This window comes from Streptomyces olindensis (assembly GCF_040645895.1).
GTDB lineage: Bacteria > Actinomycetota > Actinomycetes > Streptomycetales > Streptomycetaceae > Streptomyces > Streptomyces olindensis.
In genome coordinates this window covers 48844-69523 of record NZ_JBEYZD010000011.1, presented here as the reverse complement: position 1 = coordinate 69523, position 20680 = coordinate 48844, and the positions used below count along the sequence as shown (strand labels likewise).

The window sequence follows — 20680 nt, the reverse complement described above, 5'->3', positions numbered from 1 at the left end:
TCGAGGGTCATCACGCGGCTCGGGCGCGACCGCCGGCCGCGTACACCTTATTCGCGGGGAAGTCCCATTTGCGCGAGAGGGCGGCCGTGTGCCGTGCTACTCGGTGAGCTCCTCCAGCAGCCGGGCCGTGGACAGACCGGCCCGCAGGTACTCGACGAACAGCTCGTTGTGCAGCGCCCAGGGCGAGCGGCGGTCCCGGATCAGCCGGATCGCGGCGTCGACGGAGCTGCCCCGGCGGATCAGCGCGTGCGCGACGACGAGGCCGGAGCGGTTGTACCCGTGGTAGCAGCGGACGAGGACCCGGCGCCCCTCGTCCAGCGCCTCGCACGCGGCCTCGGCGAGCCGGATCACCCCGGCCAGCTGCGTCCCGTCCAGGGGTCCGTCGGGGATCGGCCAGACGTGGTGCCGGACACCGGGATCGGGGCCGTGTCCCGGCAGCCGGAGCAGCGTCTGCACGAGATCGAACTCGTCCCGTACGACGGCGAACTCCGGATGGCCGAGGGCTCCCGTGTACTCGTGGCCGCCCATCCACAGGCCGGGGGCGACCTCGCTCCACGGGCTCTCGGGCGCCGGCACGTCAGGTTTCCTGCGGGTACGCAACGGAGCCTCCCCACCATCACCGCCCGAAGGGTCCGCCGGGCAGGCCCAACTCCTTCCAAAGGTAGCCGGGTTCTTGCCCCCGCAGCACCCCGCCTGTTCCCATGGTCGGGGGTGATGGTGCATGGACGGACTGCGCGTCGTGCCGGCCTGGAGGCACGGTCAGGAGCGGCTGTACGTCTGCCTCCCGGACGGCAGGAACATCGCCTGGTACGACCGTGACGCGGCCCGGGTGAACCTGCTCGGCGAGGACCGCGAGGACGAGGTGCTCCGGGCCCTCGGGCCCTTCATCACCGGCCCCGTGACGGTGGGGCCACCGCCCGTGCCGACCCCCGCCGAACTGGCCCGTCTGGCCCTCCACCCCGACGACGACCTGGCCCCCAACCGCCCCGGCGAGGCCCTCCTCGTCGCCCTCGACCGCGACCCCGGCCCGGCCCGTCGGCTGCGGGCCGATCCGCGCCGCCGGGCCCTGGAAGCGGAGCAGGCGGTCGGCGAGGCCCTGGACCGCCTGGACGGCGCGGGCTGGCACGCCCTGCACTCCGTCCCGCTCCCCGGCGGCGACCGCGTCCACCATCTGCTGATCGGGCCCGGCGGGCTGTTCGCCCTGCACACGCTGTACGCGCGCAAGCAGCGGGTGACGGTCGCCGACCCCCTGGTCACCCTGGGCCGCCGCGACCCCTACCCCCTGCTCCGCCGCGTCCGCTCCGACGCCGGCCGCGCCTCCTACGCCCTGACCGCGGAGGTCCGCCCCGTGCTCGCCCTGGTCGGCCCGGCGAAACTCGCCCTCCCGGTCCCGCCCCGCGAGGTCCGCGTCCTGACGGACACGGACCTGGACGCCCTGTCCCGCCAGGGCGGAGTCCTGAAACCGGCGGACGTGGAGGCCCTCCACGCGATGGCCCGGGACCGGAACACGTGGGGGAGGGTGTGAAGACGGGGGTGGGTGTGCAGGGGTGAGGGGGGATCCCGGCCGGGTGTGCGTATGCCGCCGGGGTGGTCCGGGGCGGGGGGTGCGGATGGCGTCTGGGTGGTCTGGGTCGGGGTGTGTGGGTGGCGTCTGGGTGGTCCGGGGCGGGGTGTGCGTATGCCGCCGGGGTGTGGGTCGGGGTGTGTGGGCGGCGTCTGGGTGCCCGGCCCGGGGCGTGCGGACGCGGCCTGGTGATCCGGCCCGGGCGCGTGGGTGATCCGGCCGGGGTCGGTCGAACGCCCGGGTGACTCGTCGTGTCCGGTCGGCGCCTGGGTGATCCGGTCCGCGCCAGGCCGCGTGGTTGATCCGGTCCGGGCCACGCCGTCTGGTTGATCCGGCCAGGGCCCGGGCGCGTGGGTGATCCGGCCCGGGTTGGTCGAACGCCCGGGTGACTTCGTCGTGTCCGGTCGGCGCCTGGGTGATCCGGTCTGCGCCAGGCCGCGTGGTTGATCCGGTCCGGGCCACGCCGCCTGGTTGAGCCGGCCAGGGCCCGGGCGCATGGGTGATCTGGCCCGGGTTGGTCGAACGCTCGGGTGACTCGTCGTGTCCGGTCGACGCCCGGGTGACTCGTCGTGTCCGGTCGGCGCCCGGGTGGCCCCTCATGTTCAGTCGGCGCCGGGCTGGCCGCCCTTTCCGGCCGGCGCCCGGACGCCCCTGTCCGGCCCGCCCGGGCGCACCTGTCCGATTGTCGCCCGGGGGACCCTCCTCGGTCGGGCAGCCGCCTCCAGGACCCTCCTCGGTCGGCCCGCTGCCTGGTGGACCCGCCTGAGTTGGGCTGCCACCCCCATGAGCTGCCCCCAGCCGGGCCGTCGCCCGGGGCGCCAGCTCGGGCGGGCCGCCGCCTCCAGGACTCTCCTCGGCCGGGTCGTCGCCCAGGGAACCCGCCTCGGCCGGGCCGCCGCCTGGAGAACCCCTCGGCGGCCCCCGCCCTCTGACCCACCCGTGCCCGAAACCCCGCCCCGGACTACGGCAACCGCCCCGCCCGCCCCCGGTCCAGCAAGGGCGCGAGCAGGTCGCCGTAGTCCTGTACTCGGGGAGCGATGTCCCGGGCGTGGAAGTCCAGGCGGCCGGGTGCGCCGCACTCCTCGACCTCCTCCCAGGTCACGGGTGCCGAGACGGTCGGCTCGGGACGGGCCCGCAGCGTGTAGGGGGTCGCCGTGGTCTTACGCGCAGCGTTCTGGCTCCAGTCGACGAAGACCTTCCCGGGGCGCAGGCTCCTGGTCATCCGGTGCAGCGCCAGGCGGGGCATGGCCTTCTCCGCCTCGACGGCCAGCTCCTTGGCGTACTCCGACACCTGCTCGGAGGAAGCCCCGCGCACGGCGGTGAGCAGATGCAGGCCCTTCGAGCCGGAGGTCTTGGCGTAGGCCTCGATGCCGTCCGCCGCCAGCCGCTCCCGCAGCCACAGCGCCACCTCACAGCACTGCACGATGCTCGCGGGCGCCCCCGGATCCAGGTCGAAGACGATCCGGTCGGCCTCCTCCGGCGTGTCGACCAGCCACTGGTGGGTGTGGAACTCGGTCACGAGGTTGGCCGCCCACATCAGGCTCGGCAGATCCTGCACCAGGACCATCCGCGACGGCCCCTCCACCCGCGGCACCTCGGCGGTGGTGACCCACTCGGGCGTACCCGGCGGCACGTTCTTCGTGAAGAACACCTGCCCGTCCGGCCCGTCCGGATACCGCAGGAAGGACACCGCCCGGTCGCGCAGGTGCGGCAGCAGGACCTCGGCGACGGTCGCGTAGTAGTGCAGCACCTCGCCCTTGGTGAAGCCGGTGGCGGGATACAGCACCTTCTCCAGATTGCTGAGCGGGAGCCGTCGCCCCTCCACCTCTGTGATAGGCGCCATACGATAAGAATCCCACGCAAACCGTGACGAACACTCCCGAGCGTGACCGGAAGGGTGCTGCACGTGAGATCCATCTGGAACGGCGCCATCTCCTTCGGCCTGGTCAGCATTCCGATCAAGCTGGTGAACGCCACCGAGAGCCACTCGATCTCCTTCCGCCAGATCCACACCGAGGACGGCGGCCGCATCCGCTACCGCAAGTTCTGCGAACTGGAGGACCGCGAGGTCACCCAGGGAGAGATCGGCAAGGGCTACGAGGACGCCGACGGCACGATCATCCCGATCACCGACGAGGACCTGTCCAGCCTGCCGATCCCCACGGCCAAGACGATCGAGATCGTCGCCTTCGTCCCGGCCGACCGGATCGACCCGCTCCAGATGGACGCCGCGTACTACCTCCAGGCGAGCGGCGCCCCCGCGGCGAAGCCGTACACCCTGCTGCGGGAGGCGCTGAAGCGCAGCAACAAGGTGGCGATCGCCAAGTTCGCCCTGCGTGGCCGCGAGCGGCTGGGCATGCTCCGGGTGGTGGGCGACGCGATCGCGATGCACGGCCTGCTCTGGCCGGACGAGGTCCGTGCTCCCGAGGGCGTGGCCCCCGACACGAACGTCACCGTCCGCGACAAGGAACTGGACCTGGCCGACGCGCTGATGGACACCCTGGGCGAGGTCGACCTGGAGGACCTGCACGACGAGTACCGCGAGGCCGTGGAGGAGGTCATCGCCGCGAAGGCCGCCGGCGAGACCCCGCCGCAGGCCCCCGAGCCCGCGGCCGGCGGCAAGGTCCTGGACCTGATGGCGGCCCTGGAGAACAGCGTCCGCGCGGCCCGAGAGTCCCGCGGCGAGGAGGCCGGGGACCACGCCGAGGTCCAGCCGTTGCCGCAGCGCAAGACGTCCCGCGCGGCCCCCAAGCAGACCGGCGGCAAGAAGTCGACGTCCACGGCGAAGAAGACGGCGGCCAAGAAGACGGCGGCGAAGAAGACGACCGCCAAGTCCGCGCAGGGGACGAAGAAGACGGCCGCGAAGAGCACCGCCAAGAAGACGACGGCCAAGAAGTCGACGTCCCGCAAGCGCTCGGCCTGACCCGCGGAGGGCTCGATGGGGGCCCGCGGAGGGCTCGATGGGGCCTGCGGAGGGCCCGGTGGGGGGCCTCAGTGATGCTCGGAGACGAGCACCGCACGCGTGCCCGGCTCCAGCGCCTGGAACACGTGCGGGACGTCGGCCGGATAGCAGATGTAGTCGCCGGGATGGAGCTCCACCGGCTCCTCGGCGGTGCCCACCAGGGCCCGGCCGGCGCTGATCACGACGTGCTCCACGACGCCCGGCATGTGCGCAGCGGAGGAGCGCCGCGTCCCGGGCTCGGCGGCGACGCCGTACACGTCCCGCCGCGCCCCGGGCGGTGAGGCGGCGAGGAGGGTGGCGCGGTAGTCGCTCTGCTCGGAGCCGACCGCGGGCCCCTGCCCGGCCCGGATGACCTGCACCTGGGGCCGGGGGGTCGCCAGCAGCCGGGCGAAGGGGATCCCCAGCGCCACGCAGAGCGCCCACAGTGTCTCCAGGCTGGGGTTCCCGGTGCCGGACTCCAGCTGGGACAACGTGGACTTTGCGAGCCCGGCCCGCCGGGCGACCTCGGTGAGGGAGAGCCCGGCCCGGACGCGCTCCGCCCGCAGAGACGCGGCGATCATCTCGATCGGAGGCTTGGGGGCGGGGTCGTTGTCGGACACGGCGTGTTCGCTCCAGTGGTCGTTCCGTTCGCCTTGACGAACAGAATATACGCCGTTCATTCTGAACAACATGCGTTCGTTCTGGAGAACACTGGACGGGACCCTCCCGCGCGACATCGCGCTGGTCTGCCTGGCCGTCGGGGTGATCGGCGTGTCGTACGGCGCGCTCGCGGTCGCCTCGGGCTTCGCCTGGTGGTTCCCCGTCCTGATGGGGGTGCTCGTCCTGGCCGCCTCGTCCGAGTTCCTGTTCGTCGGGATCATCGCCGCCGGCGGCAGCCCGCTCGCGGCGCTGCTGGCGGGGCTGCTGGTCAACGCGCGGCACCTGCCGTTCGGGCTGGCGGTGCCCGATGTCCTCGGGGCGGGCCGGCGCAAGGTGCTCGGCACGCACCTGATGAACGACGAGACGGTCGTCTTCGCCCTCGCCCAGGACGAGCCGGAGCGCAGGCGGGCCACGTACTGGCTCTGCGGCCTCGGCATCCTGGTCTGCTGGCCGGCCGGCGCCGCGCTGGGCGCCCTGCTCGGCAGCGTCGTGCGGGACACCGACGCCCTGGGCCTGGACGCCATGTTCCCCGCGGTGATCCTGGCGCTCACCCTGCCCGCGCTGACGTCCCGGCCGCTACGGCGGACCGCACTCGCCGGCGCCGCGCTGGCCCTGGCCGTCACCCCGTACCTGCCGGCCGGCCTGCCGGTCCTGGCCGCCCTGGCCGCGCTGCCGCTGTGCACCGTCGGGTCGGGGGAAGGGGCCGTGCGATGACGGCGGGGCGGGCGAGCGACGCCCTGCCCATGCTCCCGACGCTCCCGACGCTGCTGGCGATGCTCGCCCTGGCGGCCGGGACCTTCCTGCTCCGCCTCTCGGGCCCGGCCCTGCGGGCCAGGATCGGCTTCCCGGAGCGCGCCGAGAAGCTGCTGGAGGTCTCGGCGGTCCTCCTGCTCGCCGCCCTCGCCGCCACGTCCGCCCTCACCGAGGGCCACGCCTTCACCGGCCCCGCCCGACCGCTCGGGGTCCTGGTCGGCGGAGTGCTCGCCTGGCGCAGGGCACCGTTCCTCGTCGTCGTACTGGCGGCCGCGGGCACGGCGGCGCTGCTGCGGGCGGCGGGGGTGCCGTGAGATGTGACGTGCCGCGGGAGATGTCCGACCTCGCCGGCCGCGCGGACGGTGCCGCCGGCAGGGGCGAGGCCACTGGCAACGCACATGGACGTCTCGAGTGCTCGGCTTCCCGGCTGGGCGAGCGCCGCCGCAGAGGGGTACGCGGTGGTGGCCTCAGGCCACGCGCCGCTCCTCCGGCCCGGACTCCTCGTCCTCCGGCTCGTCCGGCAGATGGACGTCGTCGACGGAGATGTTGACCTCCACGACCTCCAGTCCGGTCATCCGCTCCACCGCGTTGACGACGCTGGTCCGGACGTCCGCGGCGGTGTCGGCGATGGCGGCGCCGTACTCCACGACCACGTCGAGGTCGACGGCGGCCTGACGCTCCCCGACCTCCACCTTCACCCCTTGGGTGACGCCGCTGCCCCCGCCGGGCACGCGCTGGCGCACGGCACCGAGGGCCCTGGTCATCCCTCCGCCGAGGTGGTGGATCTCTGGAACCTCCCGGGCCGTCATGCCCGCGATCTTCGCCACGACCGCGTCCGCGATCTCGGTCTTCCCGCGGGCTTCCGGGGGAGCCTGGTCCCCCTTGCCGCCGGCGGTGTTCCTGCGCTGAGTGGTCTCCGTCATGGCCGTCACCTCGATGGCTCGATGATCGGTGCGGGGGAAACGAGCAGCGTCGTTCTCCTCCACGGTAGAACAATGGTGCAGATGGGGCGAAAGTGCCGAAGTCACCCCAGGAGATGACCGACGTGACGCTGCAGCACGTCCCTCGCCGCCTCGGGTGACTGATGCCCCGCGAGCACCTGCACAGTGAGCCCGTCGGCCACGGCGAGCAGGCTTCGCGCCTCCTGAACGGCGTCGAAGTGCCCGGGGATCTCCCCGGTGTCCTGCCCGTAGCGGACGATCCACACGACGAGGTCATGGAGCTTGGCGTACGTCTCCCGCAGCACGGCGCTCAGCCGCTCACTGGCCGACGCGTGACCGACGAAGGCCAGCCAGACGTGCGCCTGCGCCCTCGACTCCGTGTCCAGCAGGGCGAGTTCGGTCAGGGTGTGCCAGAGCAGGGTGGCCGCGGCCTGCGGCTCCGAGGCCGCGGCGATGCGCCGGTCGGCGCGTTCGCTGACGTGCTGCGAGACGTGCTCCAGTGCGAAGAGCAGCATGTCCTCCTTGGTGCGGAAGCACCGCTGGACGGCTCCCATGGAGACGTCCGCCTCGGCGGCGACGTCCCGGAGGCTGACGGCCTCCATCCCGGAACGCGCGATCAGCGCGCAGACCGCCTCGGCGATCCGCACCCGCCGCTCCTCGTAGTCGACCTGCTTGGGCAAGCTCCGACCCTCCCGCCTTTCCGATGCACTTGCATCGTATCCCGTTCCCGCTGCACGATGTGATGCGACCGCATCGGAAACCGTCGTGCCATCGGCACCGCAGGGGAGCCCGTCATGCCCAATCACCCCAACCACCCCAACCACCCCAAAACCCGTCACACCGGCTCGACCCAGGGCCTGCTCTGGCTCTTCGGCGCGATCCTCACGATCCAGGGCTTCGGCTCGGCCATCACGGAGGCGGGCTGGAACACGAGCTTCGGCGTCGCGGGCCTGCTGCGAGCGGCTCACGTACCCGAGTGGGGCGCGCTGCTGGTGGGCTGCGCGGGCGTCGCACTCCTGGCGACGGCGGCCCGCCGCCACGCCAGGAGCCGGGCCGACCGCCGCACGTGACCGCGCCTGGGAAGGCTCACGCCTCCGAAGCGGGGGCCGCACCGGGCCCGTTGGGTCCGGCGATGGCCCCGAGCTGGGTCAGCCCGTCCAGTACGTCGGTACAGGTCCAGTACTCGACGAACCTGCCGCCGGAGACGCGCAGGATGTCGTGCCCGCTGAAGGCGATCGGGGTGCCGACCGGTGCCGTGGCGCCGTCGAGGCCGCCGGTGTAGCGAGCGCGCATCGTCCACCTCGCCGCGACCAGATCGCCCTGGACGATCGGCCCGACGTCCACGGTGATGTCGATGTCGCCGAACGCCGCCATGGTCTGCTCGATCTCGGGCAGCAGCCGCGCGGGCCCGGTGGCCGCTTCGGAGTCACTGCCGTCCGACCGCGCCTGGTGCACGACGAAACCGGGGTCGAGGATCTCGTCGGCATGACTGAAGTCCCCGCGCCATAACTCGGACCAGCGCTCGTAGAGCTCGTGCGTGTCCTTGGGGGGCAGGCTGCTCAAGGTGCTCTCCTCAGTTAAACTCTGCGTCACGCACTATCTGCGTGACGCAGCAATTGAAGGGAGGTGCCGGACCGGTGTCAACCGGAAACCCAAACGGGAACCCAGACGGAACCCGAAGCCCAGACCGAAGCCGGGGCCGGGACGGGGACCGGGACCGCGCGGATCTACTCACATCCGTGACGGAGGCCGCCCGACGCCAACACGCCGCATACGCCCTCTTCAACCAGGCCATGGCGGACCGACTGGGCCTGCACCCGACGGATCTGCAGTGCGTCAGCCTGCTGGGCCTCGAACCAGCCCCCCTCACCACGGGCGAGATCGCCAAACTGACCGGTCTGACCTCGGGCTCGGCCACTCGACTCGTCGACCGGCTGGAGCGAGCGGGCCTGGTCGAGAGGAACCCCGACCCCGACGACCGCAGGAGAACCCGCGTCTCCCTCACCGCACACCGGGCCCCCGAGGCCGACGCCGCGTGGGACGCACCGGCCGACGCCTTCGCGGAGGCGCTCGAAGGCTTCACAGACGAGGAACTCGCGGTAATCGAGCGGTACCTGCACCGCACCACGGAGGTGGGCTCAGCCCAAACGGAACGACTGCGCAGGCGCTGACCAGGGCTGGTACCAAACCGCGCCCTATCCCAAGTCCCCCAGCTCGAGAACGTCGTCGGGATGCGGAGCCTTGGCGTCGACGGGCCTGTTGTAATCAGTCATCAGCACGTCCACGGGCTCATCGCCCCCGGTCTCGCTGATGCGCAGGATGTACGGCTCGCCCTCCGTCGCGACATCCATCCTGCCGGTGACGTCGCCGTCCTTCCCGGAAACCGGAACCGCGGGCCGGCCCTCGACATCGTGGACCTTGCCCTTGGTCAGCCCAGGCCCGCTGGGGTCGGGAACGTCCTTGAGCAGATTGTCCGCGTCACAGATCTCGGCCAGCTCTCCGAAGCCCTCCTGGCCGGCGGGCAACTTCAGCCACTGATCGGCCAGCAGGTCAGCGGCCCCACCGGCGTCGACGTCCCTGTCCTTCCAGAAGGCCTCATCGCCCTTGAGGTAGGCGACATCGCCGACTTTGATGATCTCCGCCGTGACGTTCTCTCGTGGACTGATGGTGCCCTTGCAGTCCCCCTGCTTGCTCACGGCGAGATCCATGCGAACCTCATCCGCCCCGCTCGTCGCCACACCCTTCAACCGAAGCGACTCCGCACTCTTGGTCGCGTCAACGGCCTTCTCGACGATCTCATTCGGGGGGAGATCCTCGATGCCGTTCGGCTCCTGCACCACCACACCCCCGACGAGCCCGACGACGACCGCCGCAGCCGCATAGGCCCCAGGGCCCACACACCACATCCCCATGATCACGCCCCCTTCCTCACCGCTCTCTTCCCAGCTTGACCACGCAGACTCTGGACGCGCTACTCGGCGTTGAGTTGAGGGGGTCGAGGAGGGGAGGGGGCAGCCAGGCCGTCAGCACTACGCCCCAGCCCACACAACAAGACCCCGCACGCAGCGTCTCCGCTGAATACGGGGTCTTCAGGCACCTAATCCAAGGTGCCCCCGGCAGGATTCGAACCTGCGCACACGGCTCCGGAGGCCGTTGCTCTATCCCCTGAGCTACGGGGGCGTGTCGGGCGGGAGCTGCTCGCTCGCGGCGACGGGTAGAACACTACCAGCTCCCTCGGGGTGGTCATGAACGGGTTTCCGCTGCCGGGGGCGGGGGTGTGGGTCGCTCGTGCGGGGTGGAAGTGGGGAAAACCCGGACGCGGTGGCCGGAGCCGACCTACTCTCGAGTTGTGCCAGGCGCGTCGGGCCGGGTGCTTGTTGTGGACGACAACAAGGTCATCCGGCAGTTGATCAGGGTCAACCTCGAGCTGGAGGGGCTGGAGGTCGTGACCGCGGCCGATGGTGCCGAGTGTCTTGATGTCGTTCATCAGGTGCGGCCCGATGTCGTGACCCTCGACGTCGTCATGCCCCGGCTGGACGGGATCAGGACCGCCGCCCGGCTGCGGGCCGATCCGCGCACCCGTGACGTCCCCCTCGCCATCGTCAGCGCCTGCACCCAGTACGAGGTCGAGGCCGGGCTCGACGTGGGCGTCGACGCCTTCCTCGCCAAGCCCTTCGAACCGGCCGAACTGGTCAGCATGGTGCGGCAGTTGGTCGAGCGTGCGCGGAGTCGGGGGCGGCAGGGCGGTGGGGGTCCCGACGGCCGAGACGAGGCCCTGCGCGACGGCACCCAGGCGCCGGCAGTCGATCAGCCGGCTGTGCCGTAGGGCAGAGGGCGGAGGGGAGAGCCGTCGGTCACCCGGTTCGTCCTCGATAAGGCCAGTCCGTGACCCGGCTCGTCCTCGTAAGGCCAGTCAGTCACCCGGCTCGTCCTCGTAAGGCCAGTCAGTCACCCGGCTCGTCCTCGTAAGGCCAGTCAGTCACCCGGCTCCTCCTCGATACGGCCAGTCCGTCACCCGCCCGCACCGCCCACCCGCCCGCACCGCCCACCCTCCCGCCTCCCGCTAAGCGCCCCCCGCGTCCACATCCCGGACCCTCCCCGAAACCGGCTCGCCTACCCACCCCCCTCCTCCCATACGCTTGTCCCCGTGACCCCCGTCGAGCTCTCCCGCACCGTGCTGCACGCCGTGCGTCGCGCTGTCGACGAGGGTGAGCTGAGCGTGACCGTGCCGGAGCGGGCCGTGGTCACGCCGCCGGGGCCCGGAGGGTGTGGCGACTACGCCACCAACATCGCCCTCCAGCTGGCCCGCGCGGCGGGGCAGCCACCGCAGCGCGTCGCCGAGATCCTCCGCGCGCGTCTGCTCGACGAGCACCGCGTCACCGACGTGGTCGTCACCGGGCCGGGGTTCCTCAACCTCTGTCTGGAGAGCACCGCCTCCGCCGACCTCGTGAGCGAGATCCTGCGGCGTGGGCGGCGGTACGGGCACGGCGAGGGGTTCAGCGGGAACGTCGTCCTGCTCCGGTGCCCGGCCGAGGTCCGGGCCGCCGTCGTCGCGGACACCGTCGCCCGCATACGGCGCAGCCAGGGCGATCTCGTCCGCGTCGAGTACGACGGCCGGCCCGCGCCGGAGTGGGAGTCCGTCCTCGGCGTAGACCTCGACCCCGTGGTCGTCGACAACGATTCCGTGCGCGTCGACAACGATCCCGTGGGCGTCGACAACCCCACCGGCCTCGACATCGACATCACCGTCCACCCCACCCCCACCACCCCCCTCCCCCTCGGCCGGGACGCCGCCCGCTGGGCCCTGCTGTATCCCGCCGCTCACGACCGGCCCCGCATCACCCGCGAGCATCTGGTCCAGCGGGAGACCAACCCCCTCTTCCGCGTCCGGTACGCCCACGCCCGCACCCGGGCTCTGCTGCGCAATGCCGCCGGCCTCGGCTTCCGTGCCGAGCCCGGCCCGGTGAGCGGCGGTGACGCGCTGGTGGCGCTGCTCGGTGACCACCCCCGCGTCCTCGCCGCCGCCCAGGACACCCCCGACCGACTGGCCCGGCACCTCCTCGCCGTCGCCGACGCCGCGCTGCCCCTGCTCCCCGCCGTACTGCCCCTCGGCGAGGAGAAACCCTCGGCCGCCCACCGTGCCCGGCTCGCCCTCGCCGAAGCCGCCGGGACGGTGCTGGCCGGCGGCCTGTCCCTGCTCGGCATCGACGCACCCGACCACCTTTGAAAGAGCACGCAGAATGAGCCGTTCCGCACACCCCGCCGGGCCCCGTCACGCCGATGTCCTCCCCGAGGGGCACTACTCCGCCCCGCCCGCCGACCTCAACGCGCTCGACCCGAAGGTCTGGGCCCAGACCGTGACCCGTGACGAGGACGGTGTGGTCACCGTCGGCGGGATTCCCGTCACGCGCCTCGCCGAGGAGTTCGGCACCCCGGCCTACGTCCTCGACGAGGCCGACTTCCGGGCACGCGCGCGTGCGTGGCGCACCGCCTTCGGGACCGAGGCCGACGTCTACTACGCCGGCAAGGCGTTCCTGTCCCGCGCCGTGGTGCGCTGGCTGCACGAGGAGGGGCTGAACGTCGACGTCTGCTCCGGCGGCGAGCTGGCCACCGCCCTGTCCGCGGGCATGCCCGCCGAGCGCATCGCCTTCCACGGCAACAACAAGTCCGTCGACGAGATCACTCGGGCCGTCGAGGCCGGCGTGGGCCACATCGTGCTCGACTCGTTCCAGGAGATCGTCCGCGTCGCCCACATCGCGCAGGGTCTCGGGAAGCGGCAGAAGGTCCTGATCCGGATCACCGTCGGTGTGGAAGCCCACACGCACGAGTTCATCGCCACCGCCCACGAGGACCAGAAGTTCGGCATTCCGCTGGCCGGTGGCCAGGCCGCCGAGGCCGTACGGCGGGCGCTCCAGCTCGACGGTCTCGAGCTGGTCGGCATCCACAGCCACATCGGCTCGCAGATCTTCGACATGTCCGGGTTCGAGGTCGCCGCCCACCGGGTGGTCGGGCTGCTGAAGGACGTGCGCGACGAGCACGGCGTCGAGCTGCCCGAGATCGACCTCGGCGGCGGGCTCGGCATCGCGTACACGAGTGACGACGATCCGCGCGAGCCGCACGAGATCGCCAAGGCGCTTCAGGAGATCGTCAGCCGTGAGTGCGAGGCCGCCAAGCTGCGCACTCCTCGCATCTCCGTCGAGCCGGGGCGGGCCATCGTCGGGCCGACCGCCTTCACGCTCTACGAGGTCGGCACCGTCAAGCCCCTCGACGGGCTGCGCACGTACGTCTCCGTCGACGGTGGAATGTCGGACAACATCCGCACCGCGCTCTACGACGCCGAGTACAGCGTCGCGCTGGTCTCCCGCACCTCCGACGCCGAGCCGATGCTCGCCCGCGTCGTCGGCAAGCACTGCGAGAGCGGGGACATCGTGGTCAAGGACGCGTTCCTGCCGGGCGACCTGGCACCGGGTGACCTCGTCGCCGTGCCCGCCACCGGCGCCTACTGCCGGTCCATGGCCAGCAACTACAACCATGTGCTCCGCCCGCCGGTCGTCGCCGTCGACGGCGGACAGGCGCGCGTGATCGTCCGCCGCGAGACGGAGGAGGACCTGCTGCGTCTCGACGTCGGCTGAGCCGGAAGCCATGCCTCCGGGGGCGGAAGATCTCCTGTCTTCCGCCTCCGCACAAATGAAATAGACGTCTCAAAATTCGGACCGGGGGCAGAAAGTCCCGTTCGGTGAGTGAGACTGGTTCCACCGTAGACGGTAATGAGGAAACGAGGTCGGATGATGCGTACGCGTCCGCTGAAGGTGGCGCTGCTGGGCTGTGGAGTGGTCGGCTCAGAGGTGGCGCGCATCATGACGACGCACGCCGACGACCTCGCAGCCAGGATCGGCGCCCCGGTGGAGCTGGCGGGTGTCGCCGTCCGCCGGCCCGACAGGGTCAGGGAGGGCATCGACCCGGCCCTGGTCACCACCGACGCCACCGCCCTCGTCAAACGCGGCGACATCGACGTCGTGGTCGAGGTGATCGGCGGGATCGAGCCCGCGCGGACCCTCATCACCACCGCCTTCGAGCACGGCGCCTCCGTCGTCTCCGCCAACAAGGCGCTGCTCGCCCAGGACGGTGCCGCCCTGCACGCGGCCGCCCAGGAGCACGACAAGGACCTCTACTACGAGGCCGCCGTCGCCGGTGCCATCCCGCTGATCCGCCCGCTGCGCGAGTCCCTCGCCGGCGACAAGATCAACCGGGTGATGGGCATCGTCAACGGCACGACGAACTTCATCCTCGACAAGATGGACTCCACGGGGGCCGGGTATCAGGAGGCCCTCGACGAGGCCACCGCGCTCGGGTACGCCGAGGCCGACCCGACCGCCGACGTCGAGGGCTTCGACGCCGCCGCCAAGGCCGCCATCCTCGCCGGCATCGCCTTCCACACGCGCGTGCGCCTCGACGACGTCTACCGCGAGGGCATGACCGAGGTCACCGCCGCCGACTTCGCCTCCGCGAAGGAGATGGGCTGCACCATCAAGCTGCTCGCCATCTGTGAGCGGGCCGAGGACGGCGGATCCGTCACCGCCCGCGTGCACCCGGCCATGATCCCGCTGAGTCACCCGCTGGCCTCCGTCCGCGGCGCCTACAACGCCGTGTTCGTCGAGTCCGACGCCGCCGGGCAGCTCATGTTCTACGGGCCCGGAGCGGGCGGTTCCCCGACGGCGTCCGCCGTGCTCGGCGACCTCGTCGCCGTCTGCCGCAACCGGATCGGCGGCGCGACCGGACCGGGGGAGTCCGCCTACGCCGCGCTGCCGGTGTCGCCGATGGGCGACGTGGTCACGCGCTACCACATCAGCCTGGACGTGGCCGACAAACCGGGCGTTCTCGCCCAGGTCGCGACCGTTTTCGCCGAGCACGGAGTCTCGATCGATACGGTTCGCCAGCAGGGGAAGGACGGCGAGGCGTCCCTCGTCGTCGTCACGCACCGCGCGTCCGACGCCGCCCTCACCGGGACCGTCGAGGCGTTGCGCAAGCTCGACACCGTGCGTGGTGTCGCCAGCATCATGCGGGTTGAAGGAGAGTAACCAGCAATGACCCACCAGTGGCGCGGAATCATCGAGGAGTACCGGGACCGGCTGCCGGTATCCGACACCACGCCGGTCGTGACGCTCCGCGAGGGCGGCACGCCCCTCGTGCCCGCGCAGGTGCTCTCCGAGCGCACGGGCTGCGAGGTCCACCTCAAGGTGGAGGGTGCGAACCCCACCGGGTCCTTCAAGGACCGCGGCATGACCATGGCCATCACGCGGGCCAAGGAGGAGGGCGCGAAGGCCGTCATCTGCGCCTCCACCGGCAACACGTCGGCCTCGGCGGCCGCGTACGCCGTCCGCGCGGGCATGGTCTGTGCCGTGCTCGTGCCGCAGGGCAAGATCGCGCTCGGCAAGATGGGCCAGGCCCTCGTGCACGGCGCGAAGATCCTCCAGGTCGACGGCAACTTCGACGACTGCCTCACGCTCGCGCGCGGCCTCAGCGACAACTACCCCGTCGCGCTGGTCAATTCGGTCAATCCGGTCCGTATCGAGGGTCAGAAGACGGCCTCGTTCGAGATCGTGGACATGCTCGGCGACGCGCCCGACATCCACGTCCTGCCGGTGGGCAACGCGGGCAACATCACGGCCTATTGGAAGGGCTACAAGGAGTACGCCGCCGACGGCGTCGCCACGAAGACCCCCCGCATGTGGGGATTCCAGGCCTCCGGTTCCGCGCCGCTGGTGCGCGGCGAGGTCGTCAAGGACCCCTCGACCATCGCCACCGCCATCCGCATCGGCAACCCGGCGTCCTGGCAGTACGCGATCGCCGCGCGCGACGAGTCGGGCGGGTCCATCGACGAGGTGACGGACCGTGAGATCCTGCGCGCCTACCGGCTGTTGGCCTCGCAGGAGGGCGTCTTCGTCGAGCCCGCGTCCGCCGCGTCCGTCGCCGGTCTGCTGAAGGCCGCCGAGCAGGGCAAGGTCGACCCGGGGCAGCGCATCGTGTGCACGGTCACCGGCAACGGGCTCAAGGACCCCGACTGGGCCGTCGCCGGTGCTCCGCAGCCGGTCACCGTCCCCGTCGACGCGGCGGCCGCGGCGGAGCGCCTGGGTCTCGTCTGACGGCGCTCGAACCGGCCTGACGTGCGCCGACGCACCGAGCGCCGGTGTTGCGCCCGACACGTTCCGGCGTAAGACGGCGTCGGCTGGGGGAGATTCCCTACGGGGGGTGCACAGGGGGCTTACGACACGCATCGTGCGCCTCCTGTGCGCCCTATGTCGCCACAGAACCTTCCTTCGATAGGCTGTACTGAACCCGCCCGCTGCATATGCCTCCGCATGGAGCGCGGTGCCGTGCCGTCTCCACGGCCGGGACAGCGGCCGGCCACCCCGGCCGGCAGCGGCCCCCGGGTTCTCGTACACCATCGAATGTCCGTTGAACGTCATTCGACAATCACGCAGCTCAAGGAGAGTCATCGAGCGATGGCCGGTCCAGCGTTCCGCGCCGCCGCCGTCCGGGTGCGCGTCCCCGCCACCAGTGCCAACCTCGGCCCGGGCTTCGACGCCCTCGGTCTGGCCCTGGGCTTGTACGACGACGTGGTCGTCCGGGTGGCCGACTCCGGGCTGCACATCGACATCGCGGGTGAGGGCAGCGAGACGCTCCCCCGCGACGAGCAACACCTTCTCGTGCGTTCCCTGCGCACCGCCTTCGATCTGCTGGGCGGACAGCCGCGCGGCCTGGAAATCGTCTGCGCCAACCGCATCCCACACGGTCGGGGCCTGGGCTCCTCCTCGGCCGCCATCTGCGCCGGCATCGTCGCCGCCCGCGCCGTGACCATAGGCGCCGAGGCCAAGCTCGACGACACCGCCCTGCTGGAGCTCGCCACCGAGATCGAGGGTCACCCCGACAACGTCGCCGCGTGCCTGCTGGGCGGTTTCACGCTGTCCTGGATGGAGGGCGGCGCGGCCCGCGCGATCAGGATGGACCCCGCCGATTCCATCGTTCCGGTGGTTTTCGTGCCCGGAAAGCCGGTACTCACCGAGACGGCGCGCGGCCTGCTCCCGCGCACCGTTCCGCACGTCGACGCGGCCACCAACGCCGGCCGGGCCGCCCTGCTCGTCGAGGCCCTGACCAGGCGCCCCGAGCTGCTGCTGCCCGCCACCGAGGACCGTCTGCACCAGGAGTACCGCGCCCCCGCCATGCCGGAGAGCGCGGCGCTGGTGGAGCGGCTGCGCAGCGACGGCATCCCCGCGGTCATCTCCGGCGCCGGGCCGACGGTCATGGCGCTGGCCGACGCGGACACCGCCGACAAGGTCGAGGCCCTGGCGGGCGCGGACTGGGCCGCGAACCGGCTGAGCCTCGATCCACAGGGCGCGAGCGTGCTTCCGCTCGCGACCTGACACACGCTTGCCGGATTTGGAGAGGGGGAATGTTTGTTGGATCCGGTAGTGTTAACCTCAAGTCTGCACCCGACCCCACCATGGCGAGGTGCCTCGTGTCCCCGTCCGGGACAGACATTCTTCCGGGAGCCCCCCAAGCCGCACTGTGTTCCGTACGTCGGACCGTACGCCGTACACGGACACTGAGCGGTCCGCAGGGCACGCTCCGGAACCGGTGCGACCACGCCGCGTGACACTGACACTGGGTGCCACGGCTCAAGGAAGCGCCATCACCAGATTCCTCCGCCGCTTAGGCGGACCACCGCCCCGGCACGGTTCACACCACACGGACCGAAGCCGGACAGCACAACCGGTCGCCGAGCCAGACAGGCCGACGTCCGCTCCAGGGAAGGACCCTTCGTGAGCGACACCACCGATCTGATGGGCGCACGTGTCGAGGAGACCGCTGCCGCGCCCGCCACGGACGCCTCCGCGCCTGCCACCGGTGCCGGCTCCCGGCGGCGCCGCGGTACCGGCCTCGAGGGCATGGTGCTGGCCGAGCTGCAGCAGGTCGCATCCGGCCTCGGCATCAGGGGCACCGCGCGGATGCGCAAGAGCCAGCTGATCGAGGTCATCAAGGAGGCGCAGGCGTCCGGCGGCGCCGCTCCGGCCGCGAAGGCCGACGCCCCCGCCGAGACCAAGCCGAAGCGCCGCGCAACCTCCCGGGCCCGTACGGGCGACAACGCCGAGAAGGCCGAGAAGGCCGAGAAGAAGGCCGACGCGAAGGAGGCCCCCGCGGCCCCCGCGGAGAAGGCCGACAAGGCCGTGGCGCAGCAGCAGATCGAGATCCCCGGCCAGCCTGCCTCCGACGACGCTCCCTCCGAGCGCCGCCGGCGCCGTGCCACCGCCGAGGCCGGAGCCCCCGCTTCCGCTCCCGAGACGGTCGCCGCCGAGGCGAAGAGCGAGCCCAAGGCCGAGACGCCGGCGCAGCAGCAGTCCCAGGGCAACGAGTCCAAGTCCGACGGTGACGGCGGCGAGGGCCGTCGTCGCGACCGCCGTGAGCGCGGCCGGGACCGCGACCGCGACCGTGACCGCCGCGGCGGCAAGGGCGACGACCAGCAGGGCGGCGGCCAGCGCGGCCAGCAGCAGAACCAGCAGGGCGGCGGCGGTCGCCAGGACCGCGGTCAGCAGGACGACGACGACTTCGAGGGCGGCCGCCGGGGCCGTCGCGGGCGTTACCGCGACCGCCGTGGCCGTCGCGGTCGCGACGAGGTCCAGGAGCCGCAGATCGCCGAGGACGACGTCCTGATCCCCGTCGCGGGCATCCTCGACATCCTCGACAACTACGCCTTCATCCGCACCTCCGGCTACCTGCCCGGCCCGAACGACGTGTACGTCTCCCTCGCCCAGGTCCGCAAGAACGGCCTGCGCAAGGGCGACCACATCACCGGTGCCGTCCGCCAGCCCAAGGAAGGCGAGCGGCGCGAGAAGTTCAACGCGCTGGTGCGCCTGGACTCCGTCAACGGCATGGCGCCCGAATCCGGGCGCGGCCGCCCCGAGTTCAACAAGCTCACCCCGCTGTACCCGCAGGACCGCCTCCGCCTGGAGACGGACCCGGGCGTGCTCACCACCCGCATCATCGACCTCGTGTCGCCGATCGGTAAGGGTCAGCGCGGTCTGATCGTGGCCCCGCCGAAGACCGGCAAGACCATGATCATGCAGGCGATCGCCAACGCGATCACCCACAACAACCCCGAGTGCCACCTGATGGTCGTCCTCGTCGACGAGCGTCCGGAAGAGGTCACCGACATGCAGCGGTCGGTGAAGGGCGAGGTCATCTCCTCGACCTTCGACCGCCCGGCCGAGGACCACACCACGGTCGCCGAGCTGGCCATCGAGCGCGCCAAGCGCCTGGTGGAGCTGGGTCACGACGTGGTCGTGCTGCTCGACTCGATCACCCGTCTGGGCCGTGCGTACAACCTCGCCGCCCCGGCTTCCGGCCGCATCCTGTCCGGTGGTGTCGACTCGACGGCCCTGTACCCGCCGAAGCGGTTCTTCGGTGCGGCCCGCAACATCGAGGACGGCGGCTCGCTGACCATCCTCGCCACCGCCCTGGTGGACACCGGGTCCCGCATGGACGAGGTGATCTTCGAGGAGTTCAAGGGCACCGGCAACATGGAACTCAAGCTCGACCGGAAGCTCGCCGACAAGCGCATCTTCCCGGCCGTCGACGTCGACGCGTCCGGTACGCGCAAGGAAGAGATCCTGCTCGGCAGCGAGGAGCTGGGCATCGTCTGGAAGCTGCGCCGGGTGCTGCACGCGCTCGACCAGCAGCAGGCGATCGAGCTGCTCCTCGACAAGATGAAGCAGACGAAGTCGAACGTCGAGTTCCTGATGCAGATCCAGAAGACGACGCCGACGCCGGGCAACGGCGACTGAGTGTTGTCGTAGAGAAAAGACAAAGGGCCGCCCCCCGCGCCAGGCGCGGGGGGCGGCCCTTTGTTTTGCGCGGCGTTTTGCGCGGCGTTTTTCGCACGTTTTGCCCGGCGCTTTGTGTGGCGTTTTAGCGGCTTTTCGTCTGCGGTGAATGCCGGACGGCGGTTGTGCCTTTAGGGCGACAGCTACTCGACCGCGAACGGTCCCGTGGCGGGAGCCATGCACGGGGTGACATCCGATTCCTCGCCCGCCGCCACACCCGCCTCGCAGAGTCGGCCGCCTTTCTCGCGCAGATCGAGGTAGAAGCGCGTGGTCTTGCCGTCCTGCTCGAGGCCGTGGATGCGCTCGTCGATGTAACCGAGGCCGTTCAAGCTCTTGCGCACCTTGGCGGGGGTGGGTTCCGGCACCGACTGCAACGCCTCGATGATGCGCTGTTCGTGCTGGACGCTCGCACACTGATCCCGGTCGCTCAGCCGCGCCCCGACATCCGTGGGGGCACCGGGCTCGATCGGTTCGGCCGGGGGAGTCTCGCCCGGGGCGAGGCTCTGTTCCCCTTCGGGGCCGGTCGGCCTCTCGGTGGCAGGTCCGGGCGGGGCCTCGACGGTCGAGGAACACGGCTGCGCGACCTTGGCGAGCATCGCCGCGAACGCCGCCTGCTCGGGGGACGACGGTGTGGCACTCACCTGGGCGCCGGCGCCCCGGCCCGGCTCATCCTGTGCCCCCTTGCCGCCCGACCCGTCACTTCCACAGCCGGTGAGCGCCAGGGCGGCGAGGGCCGCGGCCGCGAGAGCGCGCCGAGGATGGGCGAACGCGCTGGTGGGAGCAGTGAGGGGTGTCATGCGCGCAGTCTCGGGCCGCCACCCCGCACCGCGCATGAGTACGCGTACTCATTTACACGGACCGCTCGTGCTCAATACGCGGTCGGCTTTTTCTGCTCGAAGAAAGCGGATTCACGCACTCCATTTCTAGTGCTTGTGTAAGCGAA

21 protein-coding genes and 1 tRNA gene are annotated in these 20680 nt (G+C 71.5%); 13 read left to right on the top strand and 9 right to left on the bottom strand.

The genetic code is table 11. From position 1 onward, the window contains the following. Positions 1 to 96 precede the first annotated feature (96 nt). Entirely contained in the window at positions 97 to 600 is a 504-nt protein-coding gene (locus ABZ948_RS09265) for a protein-tyrosine phosphatase family protein (protein WP_359758298.1), read from the bottom strand. A gap of 121 nt (positions 601 to 721) precedes the next feature. Here ABZ948_RS09265 and ABZ948_RS09260 point away from each other — a divergent pair, with 121 nt between their 5' ends. Further along, positions 722 to 1525 (top strand): nuclease-related domain-containing protein, encoded by an 804-nt coding sequence (locus tag ABZ948_RS09260; RefSeq protein ID WP_359758297.1) that lies wholly within the window; start codon positions 722 to 724, stop codon positions 1523 to 1525. A gap of 1000 nt (positions 1526 to 2525) precedes the next feature. Here ABZ948_RS09260 and ligD read toward each other — a convergent pair. After that, complete coding sequence (ligD, locus tag ABZ948_RS09255; RefSeq protein ID WP_031117415.1) at positions 2526 to 3407, bottom strand: non-homologous end-joining DNA ligase; 882 nt, start codon at positions 3405 to 3407, stop codon at positions 2526 to 2528. A gap of 63 nt (positions 3408 to 3470) precedes the next feature. On the opposite strand from ligD, the gene ku reads away from it, so the two are divergent. Further along, positions 3471 to 4487 (top strand): non-homologous end joining protein Ku, encoded by a 1017-nt coding sequence (gene ku / locus ABZ948_RS09250; protein ID WP_494487290.1) that lies wholly within the window; start codon positions 3471 to 3473, stop codon positions 4485 to 4487. Positions 4488 to 4555: 68 nt separating this feature from the next. Here the strand turns inward: ku and ABZ948_RS09245 are convergent, their stop codons facing one another. Further along, the gene (locus ABZ948_RS09245; protein WP_389613428.1) at positions 4556 to 5086 is read right to left on the bottom strand and encodes a helix-turn-helix domain-containing protein; all 531 of its coding nucleotides are present in this window, start codon (positions 5084 to 5086) and stop codon (positions 4556 to 4558) included. Positions 5087 to 5195: 109 nt separating this feature from the next. Here ABZ948_RS09245 and ABZ948_RS09240 point away from each other — a divergent pair, with 109 nt between their 5' ends. Beyond that, a complete protein-coding gene (locus tag ABZ948_RS09240; protein WP_359758295.1) occupies positions 5196 to 5879 on the top strand; it encodes an AzlC family ABC transporter permease in 684 nt (227 codons plus the stop codon). Then, on the top strand, positions 5876 to 6232 hold the full coding sequence (locus ABZ948_RS09235; protein ID WP_359758294.1) for an AzlD domain-containing protein: 357 nt from the start codon (positions 5876 to 5878) through the stop codon (positions 6230 to 6232). Before ABZ948_RS09240 ends, ABZ948_RS09235 begins: the two co-directional genes overlap by 4 nt. A gap of 153 nt (positions 6233 to 6385) precedes the next feature. Here the strand turns inward: ABZ948_RS09235 and ABZ948_RS09230 are convergent, their stop codons facing one another. Then, positions 6386 to 6841 carry an Asp23/Gls24 family envelope stress response protein gene (locus ABZ948_RS09230; RefSeq protein ID WP_359758293.1) on the bottom strand — a complete coding sequence of 152 codons (456 nt, stop codon included), beginning with the start codon at positions 6839 to 6841 and terminating at the stop codon, positions 6386 to 6388. A 101-nt stretch (positions 6842 to 6942) separates the two neighbouring features. After that, on the bottom strand, positions 6943 to 7539 hold the full coding sequence (locus ABZ948_RS09225; RefSeq protein WP_359758292.1) for a TetR/AcrR family transcriptional regulator: 597 nt from the start codon (positions 7537 to 7539) through the stop codon (positions 6943 to 6945). A 114-nt stretch (positions 7540 to 7653) separates the two neighbouring features. On the opposite strand from ABZ948_RS09225, the gene ABZ948_RS09220 reads away from it, so the two are divergent. Further along, the gene (locus ABZ948_RS09220) at positions 7654 to 7929 is read left to right on the top strand and encodes a hypothetical protein (RefSeq protein WP_359758291.1); all 276 of its coding nucleotides are present in this window, start codon (positions 7654 to 7656) and stop codon (positions 7927 to 7929) included. Between the two features lie 16 nt (positions 7930 to 7945). Here ABZ948_RS09220 and ABZ948_RS09215 read toward each other — a convergent pair whose 3' ends face one another. Beyond that, complete coding sequence (locus ABZ948_RS09215) at positions 7946 to 8422, bottom strand: ester cyclase (RefSeq protein ID WP_359758290.1); 477 nt, start codon at positions 8420 to 8422, stop codon at positions 7946 to 7948. A 176-nt stretch (positions 8423 to 8598) separates the two neighbouring features. On the opposite strand from ABZ948_RS09215, the gene ABZ948_RS09210 reads away from it, so the two are divergent. Then, complete coding sequence (locus ABZ948_RS09210) at positions 8599 to 9030, top strand: MarR family winged helix-turn-helix transcriptional regulator (protein ID WP_359758289.1); 432 nt, start codon at positions 8599 to 8601, stop codon at positions 9028 to 9030. A 24-nt stretch (positions 9031 to 9054) separates the two neighbouring features. Here the strand turns inward: ABZ948_RS09210 and ABZ948_RS09205 are convergent, their stop codons facing one another. Both ABZ948_RS09205 and ABZ948_RS09200 read right to left on the bottom strand, forming a co-directional pair. Continuing rightward, positions 9055 to 9777 (bottom strand): hypothetical protein, encoded by a 723-nt coding sequence (locus ABZ948_RS09205; RefSeq protein WP_359758288.1) that lies wholly within the window; start codon positions 9775 to 9777, stop codon positions 9055 to 9057. Between the two features lie 190 nt (positions 9778 to 9967). Continuing rightward, positions 9968 to 10039, bottom strand: a tRNA-Arg gene (locus ABZ948_RS09200). A 97-nt stretch (positions 10040 to 10136) separates the two neighbouring features. Between ABZ948_RS09200 and ABZ948_RS09195 the strand changes: the two genes are divergently transcribed. The 7 genes from ABZ948_RS09195 to rho all read left to right on the top strand — a co-directional run bounded on the left by ABZ948_RS09195 (position 10137) and on the right by rho (position 19698). After that, positions 10137 to 10685 (top strand): response regulator, encoded by a 549-nt coding sequence (locus ABZ948_RS09195; protein ID WP_435857473.1) that lies wholly within the window; start codon positions 10137 to 10139, stop codon positions 10683 to 10685. Positions 10686 to 11006: 321 nt separating this feature from the next. After that, positions 11007 to 12086, top strand: coding sequence for an ArgS-related anticodon-binding protein NrtL (gene nrtL, locus ABZ948_RS09190; protein WP_359758286.1), 1080 nt, complete (start codon positions 11007 to 11009; stop codon positions 12084 to 12086). Between the two features lie 13 nt (positions 12087 to 12099). Next, on the top strand, positions 12100 to 13491 hold the full coding sequence (lysA, locus tag ABZ948_RS09185; protein WP_359758285.1) for a diaminopimelate decarboxylase: 1392 nt from the start codon (positions 12100 to 12102) through the stop codon (positions 13489 to 13491). Positions 13492 to 13644: 153 nt separating this feature from the next. After that, positions 13645 to 14937, top strand: coding sequence for a homoserine dehydrogenase (locus ABZ948_RS09180; RefSeq protein WP_359758284.1), 1293 nt, complete (start codon positions 13645 to 13647; stop codon positions 14935 to 14937). A gap of 6 nt (positions 14938 to 14943) precedes the next feature. Further along, complete coding sequence (thrC, locus tag ABZ948_RS09175) at positions 14944 to 16002, top strand: threonine synthase (protein ID WP_037765441.1); 1059 nt, start codon at positions 14944 to 14946, stop codon at positions 16000 to 16002. 360 nt (positions 16003 to 16362) lie between these two features. Beyond that, positions 16363 to 17280: a homoserine kinase gene (gene thrB / locus ABZ948_RS09170; RefSeq protein ID WP_031117475.1), complete on the top strand. Its 918-nt coding sequence runs from the start codon at positions 16363 to 16365 to the stop codon at positions 17278 to 17280. A 399-nt stretch (positions 17281 to 17679) separates the two neighbouring features. Then, on the top strand, positions 17680 to 19698 hold the full coding sequence (gene rho / locus ABZ948_RS09165) for a transcription termination factor Rho (protein ID WP_359758283.1): 2019 nt from the start codon (positions 17680 to 17682) through the stop codon (positions 19696 to 19698). Positions 19699 to 19880: 182 nt separating this feature from the next. Here the strand turns inward: rho and ABZ948_RS09160 are convergent, their stop codons facing one another. Continuing rightward, positions 19881 to 20534, bottom strand: a complete 654-nt coding sequence (locus tag ABZ948_RS09160) for a hypothetical protein (RefSeq protein WP_359758282.1) — start codon at positions 20532 to 20534, stop codon at positions 19881 to 19883. Positions 20535 to 20680: the final 146 nt, after the last annotated feature.